This is a genomic window from Streptomyces sp. G-G2 (assembly GCF_030063135.1).
GTDB lineage: Bacteria > Actinomycetota > Actinomycetes > Streptomycetales > Streptomycetaceae > Streptomyces.
In genome coordinates this window covers 137,414-155,504 of record NZ_JASISO010000015.1, presented here as the reverse complement: position 1 = coordinate 155,504, position 18,091 = coordinate 137,414, and the positions used below count along the sequence as shown (strand labels likewise).

General features: G+C 73.0%; 15 protein-coding genes and 1 pseudogene. 6 read left to right on the top strand and 10 right to left on the bottom strand.

The window, feature by feature from the left end:
• Positions 1-105: pseudogene (locus QMF80_RS14925) on the top strand (IS982 family transposase); the annotation flags it as partial.
• Positions 106-123: 18 nt separating this feature from the next.
• On the opposite strand, the gene QMF80_RS14920 reads toward QMF80_RS14925, so the two are convergent.
• The 5 genes from QMF80_RS14920 to QMF80_RS14900 form a co-directional block, all read right to left on the bottom strand.
• On the bottom strand, positions 124-348 hold the full coding sequence (locus QMF80_RS14920) for a hypothetical protein (RefSeq protein WP_283453320.1): 225 nt from the start codon (positions 346-348) through the stop codon (positions 124-126).
• 261 nt (positions 349-609) lie between these two features.
• Complete coding sequence (locus tag QMF80_RS14915) at positions 610-1,095, bottom strand: S1 family peptidase (protein WP_283453318.1); 486 nt, start codon at positions 1,093-1,095, stop codon at positions 610-612.
• Positions 1,096-1,132: 37 nt separating this feature from the next.
• Positions 1,133-2,374: a PP2C family protein-serine/threonine phosphatase gene (locus tag QMF80_RS14910; protein ID WP_283453317.1), complete on the bottom strand. Its 1,242-nt coding sequence runs from the start codon at positions 2,372-2,374 to the stop codon at positions 1,133-1,135.
• Positions 2,375-2,429: 55 nt separating this feature from the next.
• The gene (locus QMF80_RS14905; protein WP_283453315.1) at positions 2,430-2,792 is read right to left on the bottom strand and encodes a DUF4180 domain-containing protein; all 363 of its coding nucleotides are present in this window, start codon (positions 2,790-2,792) and stop codon (positions 2,430-2,432) included.
• Complete coding sequence (locus QMF80_RS14900; protein ID WP_283453313.1) at positions 2,785-3,282, bottom strand: helix-turn-helix domain-containing protein; 498 nt, start codon at positions 3,280-3,282, stop codon at positions 2,785-2,787. Before QMF80_RS14900 ends, QMF80_RS14905 begins: the two co-directional genes overlap by 8 nt.
• A 226-nt stretch (positions 3,283-3,508) precedes the next feature.
• Between QMF80_RS14900 and QMF80_RS14895 the strand changes: the two genes are divergently transcribed.
• Positions 3,509-4,495 (top strand): NAD-dependent epimerase/dehydratase family protein, encoded by a 987-nt coding sequence (locus QMF80_RS14895; RefSeq protein WP_283453312.1) that lies wholly within the window; start codon positions 3,509-3,511, stop codon positions 4,493-4,495.
• An 81-nt stretch (positions 4,496-4,576) separates the two neighbouring features.
• Here the strand turns inward: QMF80_RS14895 and QMF80_RS14890 are convergent, their stop codons facing one another.
• A complete protein-coding gene (locus QMF80_RS14890) occupies positions 4,577-6,937 on the bottom strand; it encodes a family 20 glycosylhydrolase (protein WP_283453310.1) in 2,361 nt (786 codons plus the stop codon).
• Between the two features lie 220 nt (positions 6,938-7,157).
• Between QMF80_RS14890 and QMF80_RS14885 the strand changes: the two genes are divergently transcribed.
• Together QMF80_RS14885 and QMF80_RS14880 are read left to right on the top strand one after the other, a co-directional pair.
• Positions 7,158-8,012: a class I SAM-dependent methyltransferase gene (locus QMF80_RS14885; protein ID WP_283453308.1), complete on the top strand. Its 855-nt coding sequence runs from the start codon at positions 7,158-7,160 to the stop codon at positions 8,010-8,012.
• 170 nt (positions 8,013-8,182) lie between these two features.
• Positions 8,183-8,998, top strand: coding sequence for a DUF6585 family protein (locus QMF80_RS14880; RefSeq protein WP_283453306.1), 816 nt, complete (start codon positions 8,183-8,185; stop codon positions 8,996-8,998).
• Between the two features lie 100 nt (positions 8,999-9,098).
• Here QMF80_RS14880 and QMF80_RS14875 read toward each other — a convergent pair whose 3' ends face one another.
• The 4 genes from QMF80_RS14875 to QMF80_RS14860 all read right to left on the bottom strand — a co-directional run bounded on the left by QMF80_RS14875 (position 9,099) and on the right by QMF80_RS14860 (position 15,928).
• Positions 9,099-9,305, bottom strand: a complete 207-nt coding sequence (locus QMF80_RS14875) for a cold shock domain-containing protein (RefSeq protein WP_283453304.1) — start codon at positions 9,303-9,305, stop codon at positions 9,099-9,101.
• Between the two features lie 138 nt (positions 9,306-9,443).
• Positions 9,444-11,303, bottom strand: coding sequence for a M1 family aminopeptidase (locus QMF80_RS14870; RefSeq protein ID WP_283453303.1), 1,860 nt, complete (start codon positions 11,301-11,303; stop codon positions 9,444-9,446).
• A gap of 515 nt (positions 11,304-11,818) precedes the next feature.
• The gene (locus QMF80_RS14865; protein ID WP_283453301.1) at positions 11,819-14,752 is read right to left on the bottom strand and encodes an AfsR/SARP family transcriptional regulator; all 2,934 of its coding nucleotides are present in this window, start codon (positions 14,750-14,752) and stop codon (positions 11,819-11,821) included.
• A 354-nt stretch (positions 14,753-15,106) separates the two neighbouring features.
• Positions 15,107-15,928 carry a helix-turn-helix transcriptional regulator gene (locus QMF80_RS14860; RefSeq protein ID WP_283453340.1) on the bottom strand — a complete coding sequence of 274 codons (822 nt, stop codon included), beginning with the start codon at positions 15,926-15,928 and terminating at the stop codon, positions 15,107-15,109.
• 327 nt (positions 15,929-16,255) lie between these two features.
• On the opposite strand from QMF80_RS14860, the gene QMF80_RS14855 reads away from it, so the two are divergent.
• Both QMF80_RS14855 and QMF80_RS14850 read left to right on the top strand, forming a co-directional pair.
• Positions 16,256-17,557, top strand: coding sequence for an MFS transporter (locus QMF80_RS14855; RefSeq protein WP_502962850.1), 1,302 nt, complete (start codon positions 16,256-16,258; stop codon positions 17,555-17,557).
• A gap of 131 nt (positions 17,558-17,688) precedes the next feature.
• The gene (locus tag QMF80_RS14850; protein WP_283453296.1) at positions 17,689-18,078 is read left to right on the top strand and encodes a hypothetical protein; all 390 of its coding nucleotides are present in this window, start codon (positions 17,689-17,691) and stop codon (positions 18,076-18,078) included.
• Positions 18,079-18,091: the final 13 nt, after the last annotated feature.

Sequence of the window (18,091 nt, the reverse complement as noted above, 5' to 3'; positions counted from 1 at the left end):
ACAGTCCGCGTCCTGCAACGCATCCTGGCCCTCACCGCCGCAATCTGGCACAACACCAAGGCCGGCGAACCAGTGCTCCGCTCACTGACCGCCTACGATCACTGACCCCTTGGAATCAATCATCTAGAGCAGCGCGCCGAGCCCGAGGCCGATCCCGAGCACCCCGCCGTGGTGACCGTGGTGCCAGTTCTCGTGGTTCCCGTACTCATGGGCGCACCCGCCCTGCTCGTTCCCGTCGTCGAGCCGCACCCGCGCCCCGGCGGGGGCGGCGGCAGCCGTACCCGCCAGCGGTACCAGAACGGCGGCGGTCGTGCAGACCAGCGAGAGGCCACGGGTGATGCGCTTCACGGACAGCCCTTCGGCCGACGGCGGAACCGGACCCGACCGACACTATGAGCGCCCCGCGGCCCCCGCCTCCGGTGGCCCACCGGACGAGTGAGCAGGTCCCGCTCCCCGGAGGAGCCGGACAGCACGAAGTCCCGGACCCTGGGGCCCGGGACTCCTCGTGCACTTCGCTTGACCTACCCGTTCAACGACGCCCCGGCTCCGGGGACACGGGTGTCCCGCACCCAATCCGCCGGGCCCGCCTCGCCCGCCGGACCCGCGCCGTCAGGGACCCCGGCTCTCAGACCGGCAGGCCCAGGCCGAGTCCTGGGGGCCCGCGACGGGCAGCGCGGAGTAGGGCATCGGGGTGGAGAGGGTCAGCACCGCCGCGTCGTAGGTGAGCGTGCCCTCGGCGAACTTCGGGTGGACCTTGACCGAGGCGACGTGGCGGACGGCGCCCCTCGTACTCGCGATGGTCGTACGCCCGCCGATCACCAGCAGGTCGAGCGGTGCGGGGGAGTCCTTGACGCAGTGCGCGGCCGTCAGCACCTTCGTGGGTGCCACGAGGGCGCCGCCGCGGAACTGCTGTCCGTCCGCGGTCTCGATGAGCAGGGCGTACGGGTGATCCGTCACGGTGGCGTTCTGGCCGCCGTGGACCGCGGCCGCCGGAGTCGCCGTGGCCGCGGGGCCCGCCGTGGCGAGCACGGTGGCGGTGAACGCGGCTGCCGCCGTACGGGCGTCGAGTCCGAACGTGTGGTCCCCCCGGAACACGGAGCGCGGCCCGATGGCCGCGCGTCCTCGCTGCCGGTCACGACGTGCGCGGAGGGGACCCGGTTGCGTCGGAAAGCAGCCGATCCGCGGGGGTGCGCCGGTCCGGGGCCGCTTCGACCGCCCCCGCGGCCCGTTCGATGGCCACCATCGCGGCGTCGTCACCCAGGTGGCCGCCCGGGCAGTGGGCGAGCAGGTCCGCGCACAGGTGGCGCAGCAGGGCTTCGGGCCCGTTTCCGGCCCGGTCGGCGGCCCGCTCCGCCAAGGGGTAGAAGTCACCCGCCGCGTTCCGGGCCTCGATCACCCCGTCCGTGTAGAGGAGGACCGTGTCACCCGGCTCGAAGGCGAAGGACTGCGGGGTGAAACCGGCCTCCGCGAACTCCGTGAGGCCCAGTGGCGGCGCCGGGCGGTCCACGTCGAGTGCGACGACCCGGCCGTCGCGCAGCAACAGCGGTGGCGGGTGGCCGCAGCTGATGAGGCGCAGGGTCATCTCCCGGTCGGGGATGTCGAGCACGGCCGCGGTGGTGAACGCCTCGTCGTATTCGCAGCCGGCGGGTCCCCCGCCCTCGTGAGGCTCGTACGCCCCGTGCGGCTCGTACTGTCCGTCCACGGTGTCGGGGTCCAGGGCGACGGCGGCCTCCAGATGTGCGACCAGCCCCGGCAGGTCGGCCTCCTGAGGGGCGGCGGCCCGGAACGCGCCGAGTACCAGGGCGGCGTCCCCCACGGCTTCGAGCCCCTTGCCCCGGACGTCACCGATGATCAGCCGGGTGCCGTTCGGGGTGCGCGTGGCGGCGTACAGGTCTCCGCCGATCTGCGCCTCGGCCTCGGCCGCCAGATAGACGGAGGCCAGGCGCAGCGGGCCCATCCGCTCGCGCAGCGGTCGCAGCACCACCTGCTGTGCGGCCTGTGCCACCGAGCGCAGCTGGATCAGCTGCCGCTCGCGGACCTCGCGCAGGTGCGCGAAGAAGGTGACGATCACCGAGATCAGGATCAGCGCGATGATCTGGAAGGTGTGGTTGAGGTCCGTGAGGGTGGTCCGCGTGATGGCCACCACGACCTGGGCCAGCACCGCCACCGCCCCGACGAAGCCCGTCATCCGGGGCCCGGAGAAGGAGGCGGTGAGGGCGGGGGCGGCCACCAGGAACGGCCCGAGGTGAACGCCGGGCGGAGCCAGTACGTCGACGGCCGTGACGATCGCGATCAGTACGAAAGGCACCGGGAGCAGCGTCGGGCGCGGTTCCCGGAACCGGCCCTGGCCGGGATGGCGCAGCCGATGACCCATGGTCCCTGAATACACCGCGCCCGGGCTTCCCGCGCATCGGCGGGCCGTACGCCGCTCACTGGAGCCGCGCGGCCAGCTCGTCGAGGTCGGCCACGAACCAGGCGTGGTGGCCCCGGTTCGACTCGCGGACCAGGTCGGTCAGGGCCCCGCTGGCCTCCAGGTGGTGCGTGATGTCCCCGACGACGATCAGTCGGCGCCGGTAGGTCACGCACTTCTGCAGGACCGCCCCGGCGAGGCCGGTGCGGAGGTCGAAGAAGCGGTCGTCGAGCCGGTCCACCGGGACGGCGACGATCTCCGCGTGCTCGAAGGAGGGCCCGATCAGGTGGTCCAGGGCGTCCTGCTCGGTGCTGATCCGCTCGCCGGTGGCGTCCACGACGAGGACCGGGACGCCGTGGTGTTCCACGACGCGGTCAGCCACGGGGTGCCGCCGGGTTCCCGGGTCCGGCCGGGAACAGGTCGTTCCCGGGTCCGAGCGCGCCGTCGAGCAGCAGCAGCATGTCGGCCGTGTCGGCGGCGTTGCCGAGGATCACTATCTTCATACGGGATCGCTCCTTGTCGTAGACCGTCTGGACGCGCAGTGCGTCGGGGGTGTCGCGCGGGCCCTGGGCGGCAGCCGTGAGCAGCGTGCTCAAGCGGCTCGCCGCCCGCTCGTCGATCGGGTCGATGTGCACGATGCCCGACACCTCCACGTGTCCGCGCGAGGGCGCGGGGGTGCCCGGGGAGTCCTGCTCCGTGGCCGGCTGCCTGGTCAGTGCCTCGAAGTCGGCCCGGGCGATCCGGTACTGCTTGCCGATCCGGACGGCTTTGAGCCGCCCGTCACGCACATAGTTCCGGACGGTCCGCACGTGCAGTCCGAGGCGCTCGGCGACCTCTCCCACGGAATACAGCTCAGGCTCGAGACTCTCCATACGTCTGGACCCTACCTCAAACGCACCTATGGAGGAAGTTTAAGGGAACTTAGGGAATGATAGGGAATGCCAGGTCTCCTCGAACGCGTCGCCCGCGTCGAGGACCTCTTTCAGAGTTCCCCACCGAACCCGGGGCGTCCGCGGCCGCCCTGGGCTCGCCGCCGGTCCCCCAGCGGACGGCCTGACAGCCCGCCCGACCGGGATATGCCTGTAGTAGCGTGACGCGATGGAGACTCTGATACTGGGCGGTACGGCCTGGCTCGGCCGCGAGGTGGCACGACAGGCGCTCGCGCGTGGGCACCGCGTCACCTGCCTCGCGCGCGGGGAGAGCGGTCAAGTGGCCCCCGGGGCGCGGCTGGTGAGCGCCGACCGGCGGGAGGCGTCCGCGTACGCGGCGCTGCTCGACCGGGACTGGGACGCGGTCGTCGAGGTGTCGTGGCAGCCCGGCTTCGTCCGCGAGGCGCTCGCCGCGCTGGGCGCGCGGGCCCGGCACTGGACGTACGTGTCCTCGGTCAGCGCCTACGCCTCCCACGCCGTTCCCGACGCCGACGAGTCCACCCCGCTGCTGCCCCCGACCGTGCACGCCACGGTCGGCCGGGAGCTGTACGGCGAGGCGAAGGCGGCCTGCGAGCTGGTGTCCAGGGCCGCCCTGGGCGAACGCCTCCTCATCGCGCGCGCCGGGCTGATCGGCGGCCCCGGCGACCACAGCGGGCGTACTGGCTACTGGGTGGCCCGGGCCGCGCGGGACCCCCGCGGGCCCATGCTCGTACCGGACGCGCCGGACCGGGCGACCCAGGCGGTCGACGTCCGGGACCTGGCGTGCTGGCTGCTCGACGCGGCGCGGGACGGGACCGTCGGCACCTACGACGCGGTCGGCCCGGTCCTCGCCCTCGCCGACTGGATCGCCCTGTCCCGCGCCGTGGGCGGCCACACCGGGCCGGTGACGGCGGCCGGTTCCGACTGGCTGCTCGCGCGGGGCGTGGCCGGGTTCATGGGCCCCGAGTCCCTGCCCATGTGGCTGGCCGAGCCGGGCTGGGACGGCTGGTCGGCCCGCGGGGGAGCCGCGGCCCGGGCGGCGGGGCTGCGTCACCGCTCCCGGGTGGAGCTGTTGAGCGACACGCTGGTCTGGGAACGGGAGCAGGGCCTGGACCGGGACCGGCGGGCCGGGCTCAGCGCCGCGCGCGAGCGCGAACTCCTCACCGTGCTCGGCTGACCGCCCCCGGTTGACCGTGCTCGGCTGACCGCCCCAGCCCGCCGGGTGTGCCGGTGACCCCACCGGCGCACCCGGGCCCCGTCAGGCGATCTGCCACCGCTGGAAGGCCGATCCGGCGGCGGACGGCTGCTGGCTGACCGTCGCGCCGTCCGTCGCGGAGGCGGTGGTCAGCAGCAGGGCGCTCTTCTTGTCGGCCACCGCGTACTCCCCCGAGCCGAGGGCGGTCAGCAGCCAGCGCTGGCTGTCGCCGCCCGTGCAGCCGCTCTGTACGACGGCCGCGCCCGCGGCGGTGGAGCCGCCCGAGACGTCCGCGCAGAGCTGGGAGGAACCGTTGACCAGGGTGTAGCTCCCGTCGGCGTTCAGGCTCAGCCCCCACTGCTGGTTGGCACCGCCGTGCGGGGTCCACGTGATGAGCTGGGTGCCGGAGGCGGCGGAGCCCGCCGGGTCGTCGAGCGCCCTGCCCGCGGCGGTGAGGGTCCTGGTCCCGCTTAACTGTCCGCCGTACACCTCGAATTCGTAGAGGGAGTAGCCGTAGGCGGTGCCCCGCTGGGTGCCGTACAGGCGGATGTAGCGGCCGGACCCGGACAGGCCGGTGAGGTCCTGGACCCCGCCGGTCCCCGTGGTGGCCGTGTACACCGTGCGCCAGGTGGTGGCGTCGTCGGAGAGCTGGATCTGGAAGGCCTTGCCGTACGCCGCTTCCCAGCGCAGCACCACCCGGCTGACGGCCTGGCTCGACCCGAGGTCGACCTGGAGCCACTGCGGGTCGCCGTAGGCGCTCGACCAGCGGGTGGCGGGGTCGCCGTCCGTGGCCGCGGGCGCGGGGAAGTTGGCGGTCTCGGTACTGGAGGCGGTCGTGGGCCGGTTACGGGCGAGGTTGCCGGGCTGGGCGAGCCCCGGCCAGGCGGGGTTGTGGCCCACCGCCGCGACGATCGGCGTGAAGGCCGCGTACGTGCCCACCGGCTTGGGTGAACCCCAGGTCTGCTGGGCCAGGGCGCGCAGCGGGTTCGTGATGCCCGCGGCGATCTGCGCCTCGGTCTCGGCCGCGGGGTTGTCGCACCATACGTGGATGAGCGAACCGGGGTTCCGCGACGGGTCCGTGAGGGTGTTGCCGCCCTCGAAGAGGTCCGGGGTCCACGTCTCGTACATCCACTTGGTGTCCGGCTTGGCGCCGCCGAGCACGTAATAGGTCGGCGTCCAGGACTCGTTGGCCACCCGGTGCCCGGCCGCTGTCAACTGCTGGGGCGTGAGGCCGTAGTTGTACCAGTACTCGACGAGGATCCCGGCGTGCGGGGTGAGCGTCCCGTCCCCGGCCTTGATGCCGTCGTTCCACATCCGGGTGGTCTTGCCGGCCGCCCGGACCAGGTCGTCGGCCCAGTTCACGAAACCGTAGTAGGTGTCCTTCGCGGTGGCGTTCGCGCCGTAGTGGGCCCGGGCATAGCTGAGGAGCTGGGGGTACTTGGCGTAGTCCGTGACGTACTCGTCCGCTCCGATGTGCCAGTACGCCGCCGGGAACAGCGGCAGGTACTCGGTGACCAGATCCTTGATCAGGGCGTACGAGGCGGGCAGCGACAGGTCGATGAAATCGGCGCTGACCGCGCCCGAGCCGCTCTTCAGCTTGAGTTCCGGGTGGGCGGCCAGGATCGGGTTCATGTGCCCCGGGGTATCGATCTCCGGGACGATCGTGACGTGGTACTTCTGTCCGAGCGCGACCAGGTCGGCGATGTCCCGCTTGGAGTAGTGGTCGGCGGAGACGATCTCGGGGTGGCCCGCACTCTCCAGGCGGAACCCGAAGGTGTCCGACAGGTGGAAGTGGAAGTAGTTGAGCTTGAGGTAGGCCAGTTCCTTGATGTGCTGCTTCACCCAGTCGACCGTGAAGAACTTCCGGCCCTGGTCGATCATCAGACCGCGCTCGGCCTTGGCGGGCCAGTCCACCGCGGTTCCGGCGGGGATCGAGGGGGACTGGTGCAGCAGCTGGAGCACGGAACGCGTGCCGTAGAACGCCCCGGTGCCGGTTCCCGCCTGGAGGGTGACACTGGACCCGACGGTCATCCGGTATCCCTCGGCGGGCAGCGCGGCGTCGCCGAGGGTCAGGGCGATGTCGCCGGGGGAGGCGGCGCCGGTCACGACGGCCACCGGCCGCCCCACCAGGGCGCCCAGGTCCTCCGCGAAGGTGGCGGCCTCCGCGGAGAGCTGGGCGGAGTAGGCGGGGTCGACGACGACCCGGCCGGTGGCGGTGAAGGTGTAGGTGCCGGTGGCGGCCGTCCACTGGCGCAGGGCCGGGACGGTCTGCGGCGCCGCCGCGGCGGCGGCCCGCACGGGCGCGGCGGCGGCCCGCACGGGCGCGGCGGCGGCGGCGCCGGGCAGGGAGAGTGCGGCCGCGGCCAGGACGGCGGCGATCAGGAAGCGGAGCGGACGCGGGGGCCGAGGTGCCGGCCGGCGCATGGACAGACGCCTGGAAAGGCGTACGGGAAGACGCATCGTGAGTCCCCGGGGTGGGAGGGAAAGGGGAGTTCGGGGTGCGGGCAAAGTGCAGCGCAGTGCCGCGTCCATGTCAATAGGTGCTCGAAACCCCGTGGCTGCGAGCACGAACACGCACCAGGCCGCTCTCGGCCCGCCGTGTCGTAACCCGCGGTCGAGGCCGTCACGGCCCGATAGTGGTGCGGTGAGCGACTGGTCGGCGGAACCCGGGCAACCCGGAACAAGCGGTGACGGACACGGACGCGGCGGCGGGCCCGACGGTCCCGGCGGCCCCGGCAGGGGCGAGGGGGAAGCCGCCGCCTGGTCCGGGAGGGAGGGCGCGCGGGCCTTCGCCGCCGTGGTGGCGGCCACCGACTGGCTCCTCGGCTACCCCTTCGTCTTCCGGGCCCTCGCCGAACGCATCGACAGCCGCCACGTCCTGGTGGACTACGGCTGCGGCCCCGGCACGGTCGCCGACCACGCGGCCCGGCTGCTCGGCGCCAAGGTGCTGGGCGTGGACACCTCCGCCGAGATGCTCGCGCTGGCCCGCTCCGCGCGATCGGCGGTCGCGGAGTACCACCTGGTCCAGGACGGCCGGGCCGTCGGCCTGCCGGACGGCTGCGCGGACGCCGTGATGTGCAATCACGTACTGGCGTCACTGCCGACCGAGGAGGCGGTGCTCGCGGTGTTCACGGAGATCCACCGACTCCTGCGCCCCGGCGCGCCGTTCGTGCTCCTCGCCACCGATCCCGCCTGCGCCGGTACGGAGTACGCCTCCTTGCGCATCGGCGAGCCGGGGGAGGTCTACGGCCCGGGCGATCCGGTGACCGTACGGCTCCTGCGCACGGACGGGAGCTGGCAGGAGATGCCCAACCACGCGTGGCCCGTGGACGTCTACCCCCAGCTGCTCGAACAGGCGGGATTCCGGGAGGTCGTACAGCGCCACCCGACCGTGGACGAAGCCCTGCTCCTGGCCGATCCGGACCTGGTCCGGGGCCGTGCCTGGACGGCCGAGCGGGCCAGACCGCCGCTGGTGGTCACCACGGCCCGGGCGGTCTGACGGGGCGCGGCCCGGACGCTGCGGCGGGAGTGTCTTGCCCGGCCGCTGATCGTGGTGTTGGCTGCTGGGGCCACTCACCGGAACGGGCCCCGTTCCGGTGAGTGGCCCGTCGACTCCCTCCCGTCCAAGCGGCCTCGCGGGTCCGCTGTGACTCTGAAGCCGAGGCCCCCATGACCACGCCGCCCCCCCTCTCCCAGCCGGTGGACGCGCTCGCCCTCCGCAACCGCCTCGGGGGGCTGGAGCACACCTACCGGCCCGAGAGCGAGGTCTCGGTGCAGGAGAAGTACCGGCCCTGGTACATCGCCGGCTCCCTGGTCGCCATAGCCGCGCTGCTGGGCGGGGGCGCCCTGTTATGGATCTACGTGCACTGGGGGGTCGCCCTGTTCCCGCTGTGGATCGGCATCCTGGCGACCGGGCTGGTCGTCCGCGGCCCGCTCTTCCGCAAGGGCCTGGCCGCCAAGCGGCTGCACCTCTTCGAGCACGGACTGGTCGTGGACGGCGGCGGCGGGGGAGACCTGTTCGCGGTGCGCTGGGACCGGGCGCTGCTGTACCAGGAGACGGTGCGGGAAGTGATCAACTACAAGGGAACCCAGACCCCCTTCAACAGCTCGCACTCCTCGGTGGTGGTCGCCCCCGGCGGGGCCAAGACCGAACTCACCGACTTCTACAAGGAGTCGGGCACCTGGTCCGTCCTGTTGGCGGAAGCCATCGCCCACGCCCAGGTGGACAAGGTGTGGAAGGCGGTGCAGGAGGGCGGCACGATCGGGTTCGGCCCCTACACACTGTCCCGCTCCGGCATCACGAAAGGCTCGGCCGAGGGCCTGTCCTGGGGGGACGTCAGCGAGGTGGCCGTCCGCGGGGGTTTCGCCCTGGTGTGGCGCACGGGCCAGACCAAGGCCTGGGGCAGCTGCTCCGCCAAGCAGGTACCGAACCTGCTCGTCTTCCTGACCATCGCGGAGAACCTCCGCCGGCGCCAGCCCCGCTGAGGGCCGCCGCGGTCCGCTGAGGAGCGCCGAGCCCGCGGGGACACGACGGCGTGGCCGCGGCTGCCCGGAACCCTGGACGCGCCACCGCTCGGGGACGTGCTCAGGGACGGACCTGACGGGCGACGAAGCGGCCGCGGCTGAAGTCGATGCTGAAGGTGACCTGCTGGTCCTCGGAGAGGGTCTGCGGATCCGACTCTATGTCGTCGCGTTCGACGTACAGGGGGTCCTGGGCGCCGTAGGGGACAAGGAACCCGTAGCCGTTCTCACGGTTGTAGGACTGGACGAATCCTTTGACTCTCTGGGTCATGCGCCGCGCCCTTCGCCGCCGGGATCACACGTCCACTGTGCGGCGAGGGGGGCGGGCGCGCATGCCGGGCACCCGCGGTGGTGCGGCCGAACGGGTGAGCGCCCGGAGGCGCTCACCCGTGGCGGACCGCAGTCCGTATCAGCCGTCGATGCGGTGGGTGGTCCAGAACGAGGTCAGGTCCGTGGCCGTGGCGGCCTGGGCGGCCGCCTTGAACTCGGTCGTCGTCGAGACGCCGTACCAGTGGGACGCGGCGTAGTCCTTGAGCAGCTTGGCCATGACCGTGTCGCCGAGGACCCGGCGCAGGTCGTGCAGGGCGCACTTGCCGTAGCCGTAGACCACGGTGGAGTAGCGGGACGAGTGGGCGTCCCAGTACCCCATCGAGTTGGTGATCTTCTCCGCCGAGGAGGCCCACGAGACGCTGTTCCAGCAGCTCGCGCCCGTCTTGTTCTGCGCGAGGTCGGTGGCGTAGTCGGTGAACGCCTCGTCGAGCCAGGGGCTCGTGTACTCGTCGTCACCGACGATGCCGTACCACCACTGGTGGGCGATCTCGTGGGTGAGCGCCGTGGTGCTGACCAGGTCGAGGACGAAGCCGGGGTACTCCATTCCGCCGAACCAGTAGTTGTTGTCGATCACGGCGTCCAGTTCGCCGTACGGGTAGGCGCCGAAGCGCGCCGAGTGCGCGTCCACGGCGGACTTGGCGGTGCTCAGCATCGACTGGGCGTCGGAGGAGCTGATGCCCGAGACCGAGTAGATGTTGACCGGGGTGCCGGCGGCCGAGGTGCCGGAGATCTTGCTGAACGGACCGGCCGCCCAGGCGAACTCGCGGACCTTGGTGGCGGTGGCGGTGGTGACCGTCCGTCCGCTGGTGCCGGGGGTGTCCACCGAGGCGCCGGTAGCCGGGACCAGCAGGGTGGTCGGGTGGTCGAGGGTCACCTTGAAGTCGGAGGCCAGCGCGTAGAAGGACTCGCCGTTGTTGGTGTACGGGTCCAGGTGCCAGCCCGCCCCGTCCTTGACCGCGAGCACCGGCAGGGCGTTGCCGACCATGCTGAAGGCGCCGTCGTAGCCGAACCGGTCGGCGCCGCTCGGTACGGTGATGCCCAGGTCGAACCCGATCGTGGCGCTCTGGCCCTGGGCCAGGGGAGCCGGGAGGGTGATCTGGAGGGCCGTGCAGCCGACCGACAGGGCGCCCGCGGTGCCCCCGGTGAGGTTGGTGACGGTGATCGGCATGGCGGCGCAGGTGCCGTGGTAGTTGTCCCACAGCCTCAGGTACACCTCGCTGAGCGCGGTGGCGGAGGCGTTGGTGAAGGTCGCGCTCTCGTGGCCGGTCCAGCCGGTGCCGCTCGCGTTGCTGCTCAGACTGACGGTGTAGGCGGGCGCGGCCGGGGTGCGGGTGGAGTCCCCGGGCGGGGTGGTGCCGCCGGAGGTGTTGAGGGCGACGTCGTCGACGACGAAGCTGGTCTGGAGGCTGGAGTCCTCGGTCCCGGTGAAGGCGACGCTGACGGTCTGGCCCGCGAAGGCCGACACGTCGAAGGACTTCTGCGCGTAGCCGGTGTTCTTGTCCAGGTTCGAGTACGTCGCGAGCGTCGTGCTGCCGATCTTCGCCGTGAGCTGGTCGTACTTCGTGGACGTGGTGGTCTCGGCGGTGTCGATGTGCATCCAGAACGTCAGGGTGGCGGAGCTGCATCCCGCCGGGATCGTGACGCTCTGGGAGAGGGTGTCGGTGTGCGTGCTGCCGACGCCGTTGAGCCAGGCGAAGTACGTGCCGCCGTGGGCGGACTGACCGGCCCGGTTGGTGATCACGCTGGTCTGGGACTGGTTCCAGGGTGAAGTGCCGCTCTCGAAGCCGCCGTTGACGACCGCCTGGGCCGGAGTGCAGGCGGCGGCCCCGGTGACGGTGGCGGGCGAGGCCACCGCCGAGGCGGTGGAGAGCGCGGCGGCGGCCAACGTGGCGACGGCGAGTGCGGTCACGGCGAGGGCCTGGTGGGGGGTGGATCTCACACGGAACTCCTTTGAGGTGGCCGGGATTGCGGCCTGCTCGGTGGCGGCCCGCCGGACTGGGTGCGCCGGAGGGCAGCCGAGGGCTGCGCGCATCGCTCGCGCGATCGCTGGGGTGAGATGTGCGCCGCGTCTCCCTGGGTCGGGAGGGCGGCTGCCGGAAGCCTGGCAGATGTGACTGGGACATGCCATCAGCGGTGAGTAAAGGACGTACTGTCTACCCGCGTTGCCTGTTCGGCCGCGCTGCGGTCCGGCCGGAGATCCGCTCGGCGGCCGCATGAAGTCTGCTCGACGGCCGGTCGACGTCGCGGTGGGCGTCCCGGTCGATGCCGGTCGACGTCGCGCTCGTCAGGCGGTGTGGTGGACCGCCGCGACGGCCTCGTCGTAGACGGCGAGCGGATCGGCCGCCCCGCCGTTCCTGGCCGCCGCCAACTGATCAGGTCTGTCGGCCGGTTGATGCCGTCGACGGCGCCGGACGCGCCGGACGTACTGGCTCCCCCAGAGGTGCGCGCCGCCCCCTAACCGGCCGGCGGCCCCGCCGACCCCGCGAGCCCCGCCAGGACCGCGCGCGCCGCGATCTCACCCTCCTCGTACGCGTGCGCCCGGGCCTCCTGGATCGCGTCGTCGAGCTGGCGGACCGCCTCGGCCATACGGCCCGTGGCCGCCAGGGCCTCCCCGTACAGCGTGCGCAGCACCACGCGCCGGGGGGCCGCCAGCGGGGGCGCGGCGAGGGTCAGGCCGCGCAGGGCGTGATCGGCGGCCTCGGTGTGGGCGCCGGCCGCCAGGAGGTGCTGGGTCAGGTGCTGGTGGGCGAGGGTGACCGTTTCGGTACGGCCTGCCGTCTCGGCCAGCGCGAGGGCCCGCACCAGCAGCTCCCGGCTCCGTTGCCCGGCCCGCTCCGCGCCCCCGGACGGGGTGGTGTGCCGGGTGAGGGCGACGGCCAGATTGATCCGGGCCACGGCTTCCCCGGCGGTGTCCCCGGCCCGGGCGGCCAGCTCGGGGGCCCGCTCCAGCTGCGCGAGGGCCTCCGCGGAGCGGCCCTCCTCGGCCAGCACCCAGCCCAGCAGGGACCGGGCCCGGGACTGGGCGCCGGGATCCCCGTCCAGTTCGGCGGCGGCCAGGCCCCGCTGGAGGAGCGGCACCCAGCCGTCGCGGACCTGCCACAGGATCAGGGGCCACTGGAGCAGCACCAGCCGCCACGCGCGGTCGTGCATCCCGGCCGCCATGGCGGCGTCCACCGCACCGCGCAGCGCGTCCCGTTCGGCGGAGTACCAGGCGAGCGCGCCCGACCGGTCCGTGAACGGCCGGATCGCCGCCGGCCGCCGGGCCGCCGCGGGCAGGTCGCAGCAGGGCTCGCTCCCGGGTTCCGCGGCCGCGCTCGCGGCCAGCAGCGTACGCAGCCAGTGGTCGAGCAGCCGGATCAGCCCGTCGGGGTCGGGCCCGGGAACCAGGCTGCGGGCGTAGAGCCGTACGAGGTCGTGCAGGACGTACGCGTGCGGTCCCGCCTCGGCCACCAGCTGCGCGGCGGCCAGCTGGTCCAGTGCGACGGCCGCCTGTTGGGGCGGGCAGTCGGCGAGCGCGGCGGCCGTACAGATGTCCAGGGTGGCGCCGGTGTGCGGACCCAGCCGGTGGAACATCCGCCGGGCCGAGGCGGGCAGGTGCTGGACGGTGAGCCCCAGGGCGGCGGCAACTCCGGTGTCGTCGACGTTCAGCAGGTCCAGCCTGCCGTGCTCGTCGGAGAGTTCACTGGCGAAGGCGGCCAGGCCGAGGTGCGGGCGGGTGGCGAGCCGGGCCGCGGCGACCCGGAGCGCGAGCGGCAGCCCGTCGCACAGTTCGGCGAGCCGTGCGGCGGCCTCGGGCTCGGCCGCGACCAGGTCCGGTCCCAGCACGGCGGCGAGCAGCGCGGTGGACTGGGCGGTGGGGAGCGCGGCGAGCGGCACGGGGCGGGCGGCGTCCGAGGCGATCAGGCCGCCGAGCCGGTCCCGGCTGGTGGCGAGGGTGACGCAGTCCTCCCCGCCGGGCAGCAGGGGGCGGATCTGCTCCGCGTCCCGGGCGTTGTCCAGCACGATCAACATCCGCCGCCGGGCCGTGAGGTCGCGGTAGCGGGCACCCAGCGCGTCGGGTGTCCCGGGCATCCGCTCGGCCGGTACGCCGAGCGCGAGCAGGAACTCGCGGAGCACGGCGGTGGCGCCCCGGGCCGGGAGCGTGCTGTATCCGTGGAGGTCGGCGAAGAGCCTGCCGTCGGGGAAGTCGGCGCGGCGCAGGTGGGCCCAGTGCACGGCGAGCGCGGTCTTGCCGACGCCCGCGGGGCCCGTGAGCACGGCGAGGGGGCCCGGGGTTCCGGCCGTCGCCCGGTCGAGCGCGGCCAGCTCGTCCTGGCGCCCGGTGAAGCCCCGGGGGCGCCGGGGCAGCAGTTGCGGCCCGGCGGCCTCCTCCGGGGCGGCGGTACGGGCGGCGGCGCGGGCGTGACCGGCGGCGGGGGGAGGAGCGGCGGCGCGGGCGTGGCCGGCGACACGGGCCGCCCCCGGGTCAGTGGCTGCCCAGGCGCCGCCGGGACCCGCGCCGCCCCCACCCGCGTCAGCGGGATCGGCAGGACCTTGAGCGGCGACAGCGGTCGACGTCCCGGGTCGTTCCGGTCCCCGCGCGCCCCCGGACGCGCTGGACGGCGTACGGTCCACCACCGCGGCCCGGACCGCGGCCGGTTGAGGTGCGTCGGCCCGCAGCAGAGCGGTGTACGCGTCCGTGAGCACCGCTCCGGGGCCCACCCCGAGCTGGTCGGTGAGCAGTCGCCGGGTGCGGTGGAACCAGTCCAGCGCCTCCGACTGGAGACCCGCCCCGCCGAGGACCCGCATCAGAGCCGCGATCAACGGCTCGCGCAGCGGGTGGGCGACGGCCTCGGCGCGCAGCACGGCCGCCGCCGTCGCGTACTCGCCGAGCAGCGCGTGCGCCCCCGCCAGCTCCTCCACTGCGGTCAGTCGCAGCTCCTCCAGCGCGTGCGCGGCGCTCTGCAGCAACGAGCTGTGCACGGTTCCGGCCAGCGCGGGCCCCTGCCACAGCGCGAGCGCCTCCCGCAGGATCCGCACCCCGTCGCGCGGCTCGCGCTCGGCACGGGCCAGCCCGAGCAGCTCCTCGAAGCGGTGCGCGTCCACCAGGGTCTCCGGCAGCCGCAGGGCGTAGGCCGGACCGTCGGTGAGCAGCTGGACTCCGTACGCCGGTGCTCCGTGCGCCGCCAGCAGGGCGCGCAACTGCGAGACGTGCCCCTGGAGGACGGTGCGGGAGTGCCGGGGTGGCTCCTCGTCCCACAGGGCCTCCGTCAGCCGGTCCACGGCAACCGTCGCGTTGGGGCGCTGGAGCAGCATGGCCAGCAGGGTGCGGCGTTTCGCCGGGCCCAGGGGGAGCGTCTCCCCGTGCTCCGTGACCACGGCGACGGTCCCCAACACGCGGAACTCCATGCGATCCCACCTCTGTTCAGCTGATCATGACCTCCGCGGACGGCCACGTCAGAGCGTACGTCGGCCGATTTCGGGGCATAAGTCCCTTCCCGGCCATGTGCCACCACCCGGCGACCGTCGTTAGGCGGCCGTTAGGGCTTCGTTGGCGACTGGTGCAAAGCTGCGGTGAGCCACGACACACCAGGTGTGCCGCGTCGGCCCCTCGGTACCCATACAGGGGTTGGGTGACACAGCGGCCGACGCGCACGCCGACCCCGTACCCCCTCCACCCCCCCGCCGGTGGGCCGTGCGCCCGAATCGCACGGCTCACCGGCGGAGGGAGGGAGGGCCCCTCGGCCCGCGACCGGGTGCATGTCAGCCCGCGACCGGGTACATGGATCCCCGGCGGCCCTCCGGGGAGGCCAGCCACTCCAGTTTCTCCGCCGTGTCCGTGCCCGGCAGGGGCGTGTGCAGCACGATCGACAGGTCCGGCCGGGCGGGGACACGCAGTTGTGTCGACTCCACGAACAGGGTCCCCACCAGCGGGTGCTCGAACTCCTTCTGCATCAGGCCGCTCGGCTGGATGTCCCGCCGCTGCCACAACTCATCGAATTCCGGGCTCAGGTCGCGGGCCTCCTCGACCACCGCACGGAACCCGTCGTCGTCGGGGACCTCCGAGCACGCCGCCCGGAACTGGGCGACCACCGAGCCCGCGATCTCCTCCCAGCGCGTGGAGCGGGCCTTGTAGAGCGGGTCTGTGAAGAAGGCGATCAGGCAGTTCTGCACGATCTCCGGCCGCATGCCGAGCACCAGCGAGGCCGAGTCGTTGTACATCACCGTGTTCCAGTACACGTCCATGATGTGCGCGGGGAAGGGCATCCACGCGTCGATCAGCCGCTTGAGCCCGTCGCACATCTGCTGGTCGGACGCCGCGACCTGGAGCGCGGGCGGGTTGAGCCCCGCGAGGACGTACAGGTGGCGGCGCTCGGCGCTGGTCAGTTTCAGGACCCGGCCCACCGCGTCCAGTACCTGCGACGACACGGTGATGTCACGCCCCTGCTCCAGCCACTGGTACCAGGACACGCCGACCCCGGCGAGCACGGCCACTTCCTCCCGGCGCAGGCCCGGAGTGCGGCGGCGGGCCCCGCCGTCCGGCAGTCCGGCCTCCGTCGGCGTGATCCTCGCCCGCCTGTTCATCAGGAATTCCCGCAGCTCGGAACGGCGGTGTTTGTCGATCGGTGTTGCCACGTACTCCCCCTACGGCTGCCTGGTGGTGCCACCAACAGGATAAGTTCCCACTCTCCACGGTCATTCCCTGGCCCTGAAGGTAGTTCCATGAAGACCGACACGCAGGCGACGGCCGAGACCCCCGGCACCGCCGACAGCCACCTCCCCGGCACCCGCGTCCCCGACGCACACCTTCCCGAGACCCGGCGCCCCGGCGCGCACCTCCCCGATCCCGGCGACACCCGTCTCTCCGGCCGGGCCAAGCTCGTCCTCTTCGTCCTCTGCGCCGCCCAGTTCATGGTGGCCCTCGACTTCTCCGTGCTGAACGTGGCGCTGCCCGTGCTCGGCAAGGACCTGGGCCTGTCCGCGTCCGCGCTCCAGTGGGCCGTCACCGCCTTCGCCCTGCCCTCCGGCGGTTTCCTGCTCCTCTTCGGCCGGATCGCCGACCTCTTCGGCCGCAAGAAGCTCTTCCTGACCGGCCTCGCCCTCTTCGGCGGCGCCTCGCTGCTCGCCACCCTCGCCTGGGACCCGGCGTCCTTCCTCACGGGGCGCGCCCTGCAGGGTCTCGGCGCGGCCGTCATCGTGCCGACCGGCATGTCCCTGCTGACCACGACCTTCCCCGAAGGCCCGCTGCGCGCCAAGGCGCTCGGCATCTCCGGCACCCTGCTCTCCCTCGGATTCACCGTCGGCATGGTCCTGGGCGGCGTCATGACCGACACCCTCGGCTGGCGCTCCACGATGGGTCTCCTCGCCGTCGCCTCGGTGACCGTGCTGGCCCTGGCGCCCGGGCTGCTGCCCGAGTCCCGCACCCCCGAGCGGCCGCGGCTGGACGTACCCGGTGCCATCACCGTCACCGGCGCCCTGCTCGCCCTGATCTACTCCCTGTCCACGGCCGCCGTACGCGGCTTCGGCGGCGCGGATGTCTGGGGCACGCTGGCCGCGGGTCTGGCCCTGCTCGTCGCGTTCGTCGTGGTGGAGTCGAAGGCTCCGGCCCCGCTGGTCTCCCTGCCCATGCTCAAGCGGCGCACGGTCGCCTGGGGCAACATCGGCGGTCTGGTCACCTTCTCGATGATGTCGACGGTCGTCTTCGTACTGACCCTCTACCTCCAGGAGACCCTGGGCCTGTCGTCGTTCCGGACCGGCCTGGTTTTCGGAGCGCAGGGCCTCGCGTCCGTCGTCGCCGGGACCTACGCGCCCCGGATCATCGGCCGCTTCGGCGCCCACCGCACCCTGGCCGCCTCGCTGCTCGGCCAGGGCACGTTCACCGCGGCCCTGCTCGCCATAGGCGCCGGCTCCGGCGCGCTGCTGGCCACGGTGGCGGTCTCGCTGGCCAGCATGTGCCACCTCGGCGCGATCATCTCGTACGGCGTCACCGTGACGAGCGGCGTGCCCGACGAGGAACAGGGCCTGGCGACCGGCCTGATCACCACCACCCAGCAGGTCGGCATCACCATCGGGATCCCGCTGCTCGGTGTGCTGGCCACCACGGGGGCCTCGCTCTTCGACGGGGTGCGCACGGTGCTGGCCGTCGACGCGGTCATCGTGCTCGCCGCGGCGGCCCTGGTCGGGCTGGGACTGCGTACCCGGGCGAAGGTGTGAACGTCGTCCGCGCACCGGGCTCCAGGGTGATGACGTATCCATCATGACAGGTCAGAGGGTGTTTTCGTAGGACGAAGGGCACAGTGGAATGACCTTGTTCGACCCCCTGTGCACCTTTGAGAATCATCGTCATGACTCACTCAGCGCACACCGATCACCACGCCGTCCTCCGCGCCCGAGTGGCTCTCCTCGGCTCGGGGAAGCCGACCGTCGCCCAGCGGGTCGAGGCCTACCGGGTGCTGGCCCGGGTCAGCCCGCTGGCCTATCTGCCGCTACTGGCGCGGACGTTGGGCAAGTACGCCATCCGGGACTACGCCCACGAGCCGCTCATAGCGCTCGCCCTGCTGGCCGAATCCGTCGCCGCGGGCCGCCGGATGGTGGAGCTGGAACCCGTACGGGGCGACCTCCTCACCGGCTCACTGGCCGCCTACCGGGTCCAGTTGGCAGTGATGGGCCGTCAGGAGGAGGCCCGCGCCGTGGAAGCGGAGATCGCCCGCCTGGTGTCCGCCGCCGAGCGGTGACCGCCGGCGGTGC

What these genes read in the sequence shown, in the direction of transcription:
- QMF80_RS14910 (WP_283453317.1), bottom strand. Translation starts at nt 2,374, where the DNA reads ATGGGTCATCGGCTGCGCCATCCCGGCCAGGGCCGGTTCCGGGAACCG.
- QMF80_RS14900 (WP_283453313.1), bottom strand. Translation starts at nt 3,282, where the DNA reads ATGGAGAGTCTCGAGCCTGAGCTGTATTCCGTGGGAGAGGTCGCCGAG.
- QMF80_RS14895 (WP_283453312.1), top strand. Translation starts at nt 3,509, where the DNA reads ATGGAGACTCTGATACTGGGCGGTACGGCCTGGCTCGGCCGCGAGGTG.
- QMF80_RS14890 (WP_283453310.1), bottom strand. Translation starts at nt 6,937, where the DNA reads ATGCGCCGGCCGGCACCTCGGCCCCCGCGTCCGCTCCGCTTCCTGATC.
- QMF80_RS14880 (WP_283453306.1), top strand. Translation starts at nt 8,183, where the DNA reads ATGACCACGCCGCCCCCCCTCTCCCAGCCGGTGGACGCGCTCGCCCTC.
- QMF80_RS14875 (WP_283453304.1), bottom strand. Translation starts at nt 9,305, where the DNA reads ATGACCCAGAGAGTCAAAGGATTCGTCCAGTCCTACAACCGTGAGAAC.
- QMF80_RS14865 (WP_283453301.1), bottom strand. Translation starts at nt 14,752, where the DNA reads ATGGAGTTCCGCGTGTTGGGGACCGTCGCCGTGGTCACGGAGCACGGG.
- QMF80_RS14860 (WP_283453340.1), bottom strand. Translation starts at nt 15,928, where the DNA reads ATGAACAGGCGGGCGAGGATCACGCCGACGGAGGCCGGACTGCCGGAC.
- QMF80_RS14855 (WP_502962850.1), top strand. Translation starts at nt 16,256, where the DNA reads ATGGTGGCCCTCGACTTCTCCGTGCTGAACGTGGCGCTGCCCGTGCTC.
- QMF80_RS14850 (WP_283453296.1), top strand. Translation starts at nt 17,689, where the DNA reads ATGACTCACTCAGCGCACACCGATCACCACGCCGTCCTCCGCGCCCGA.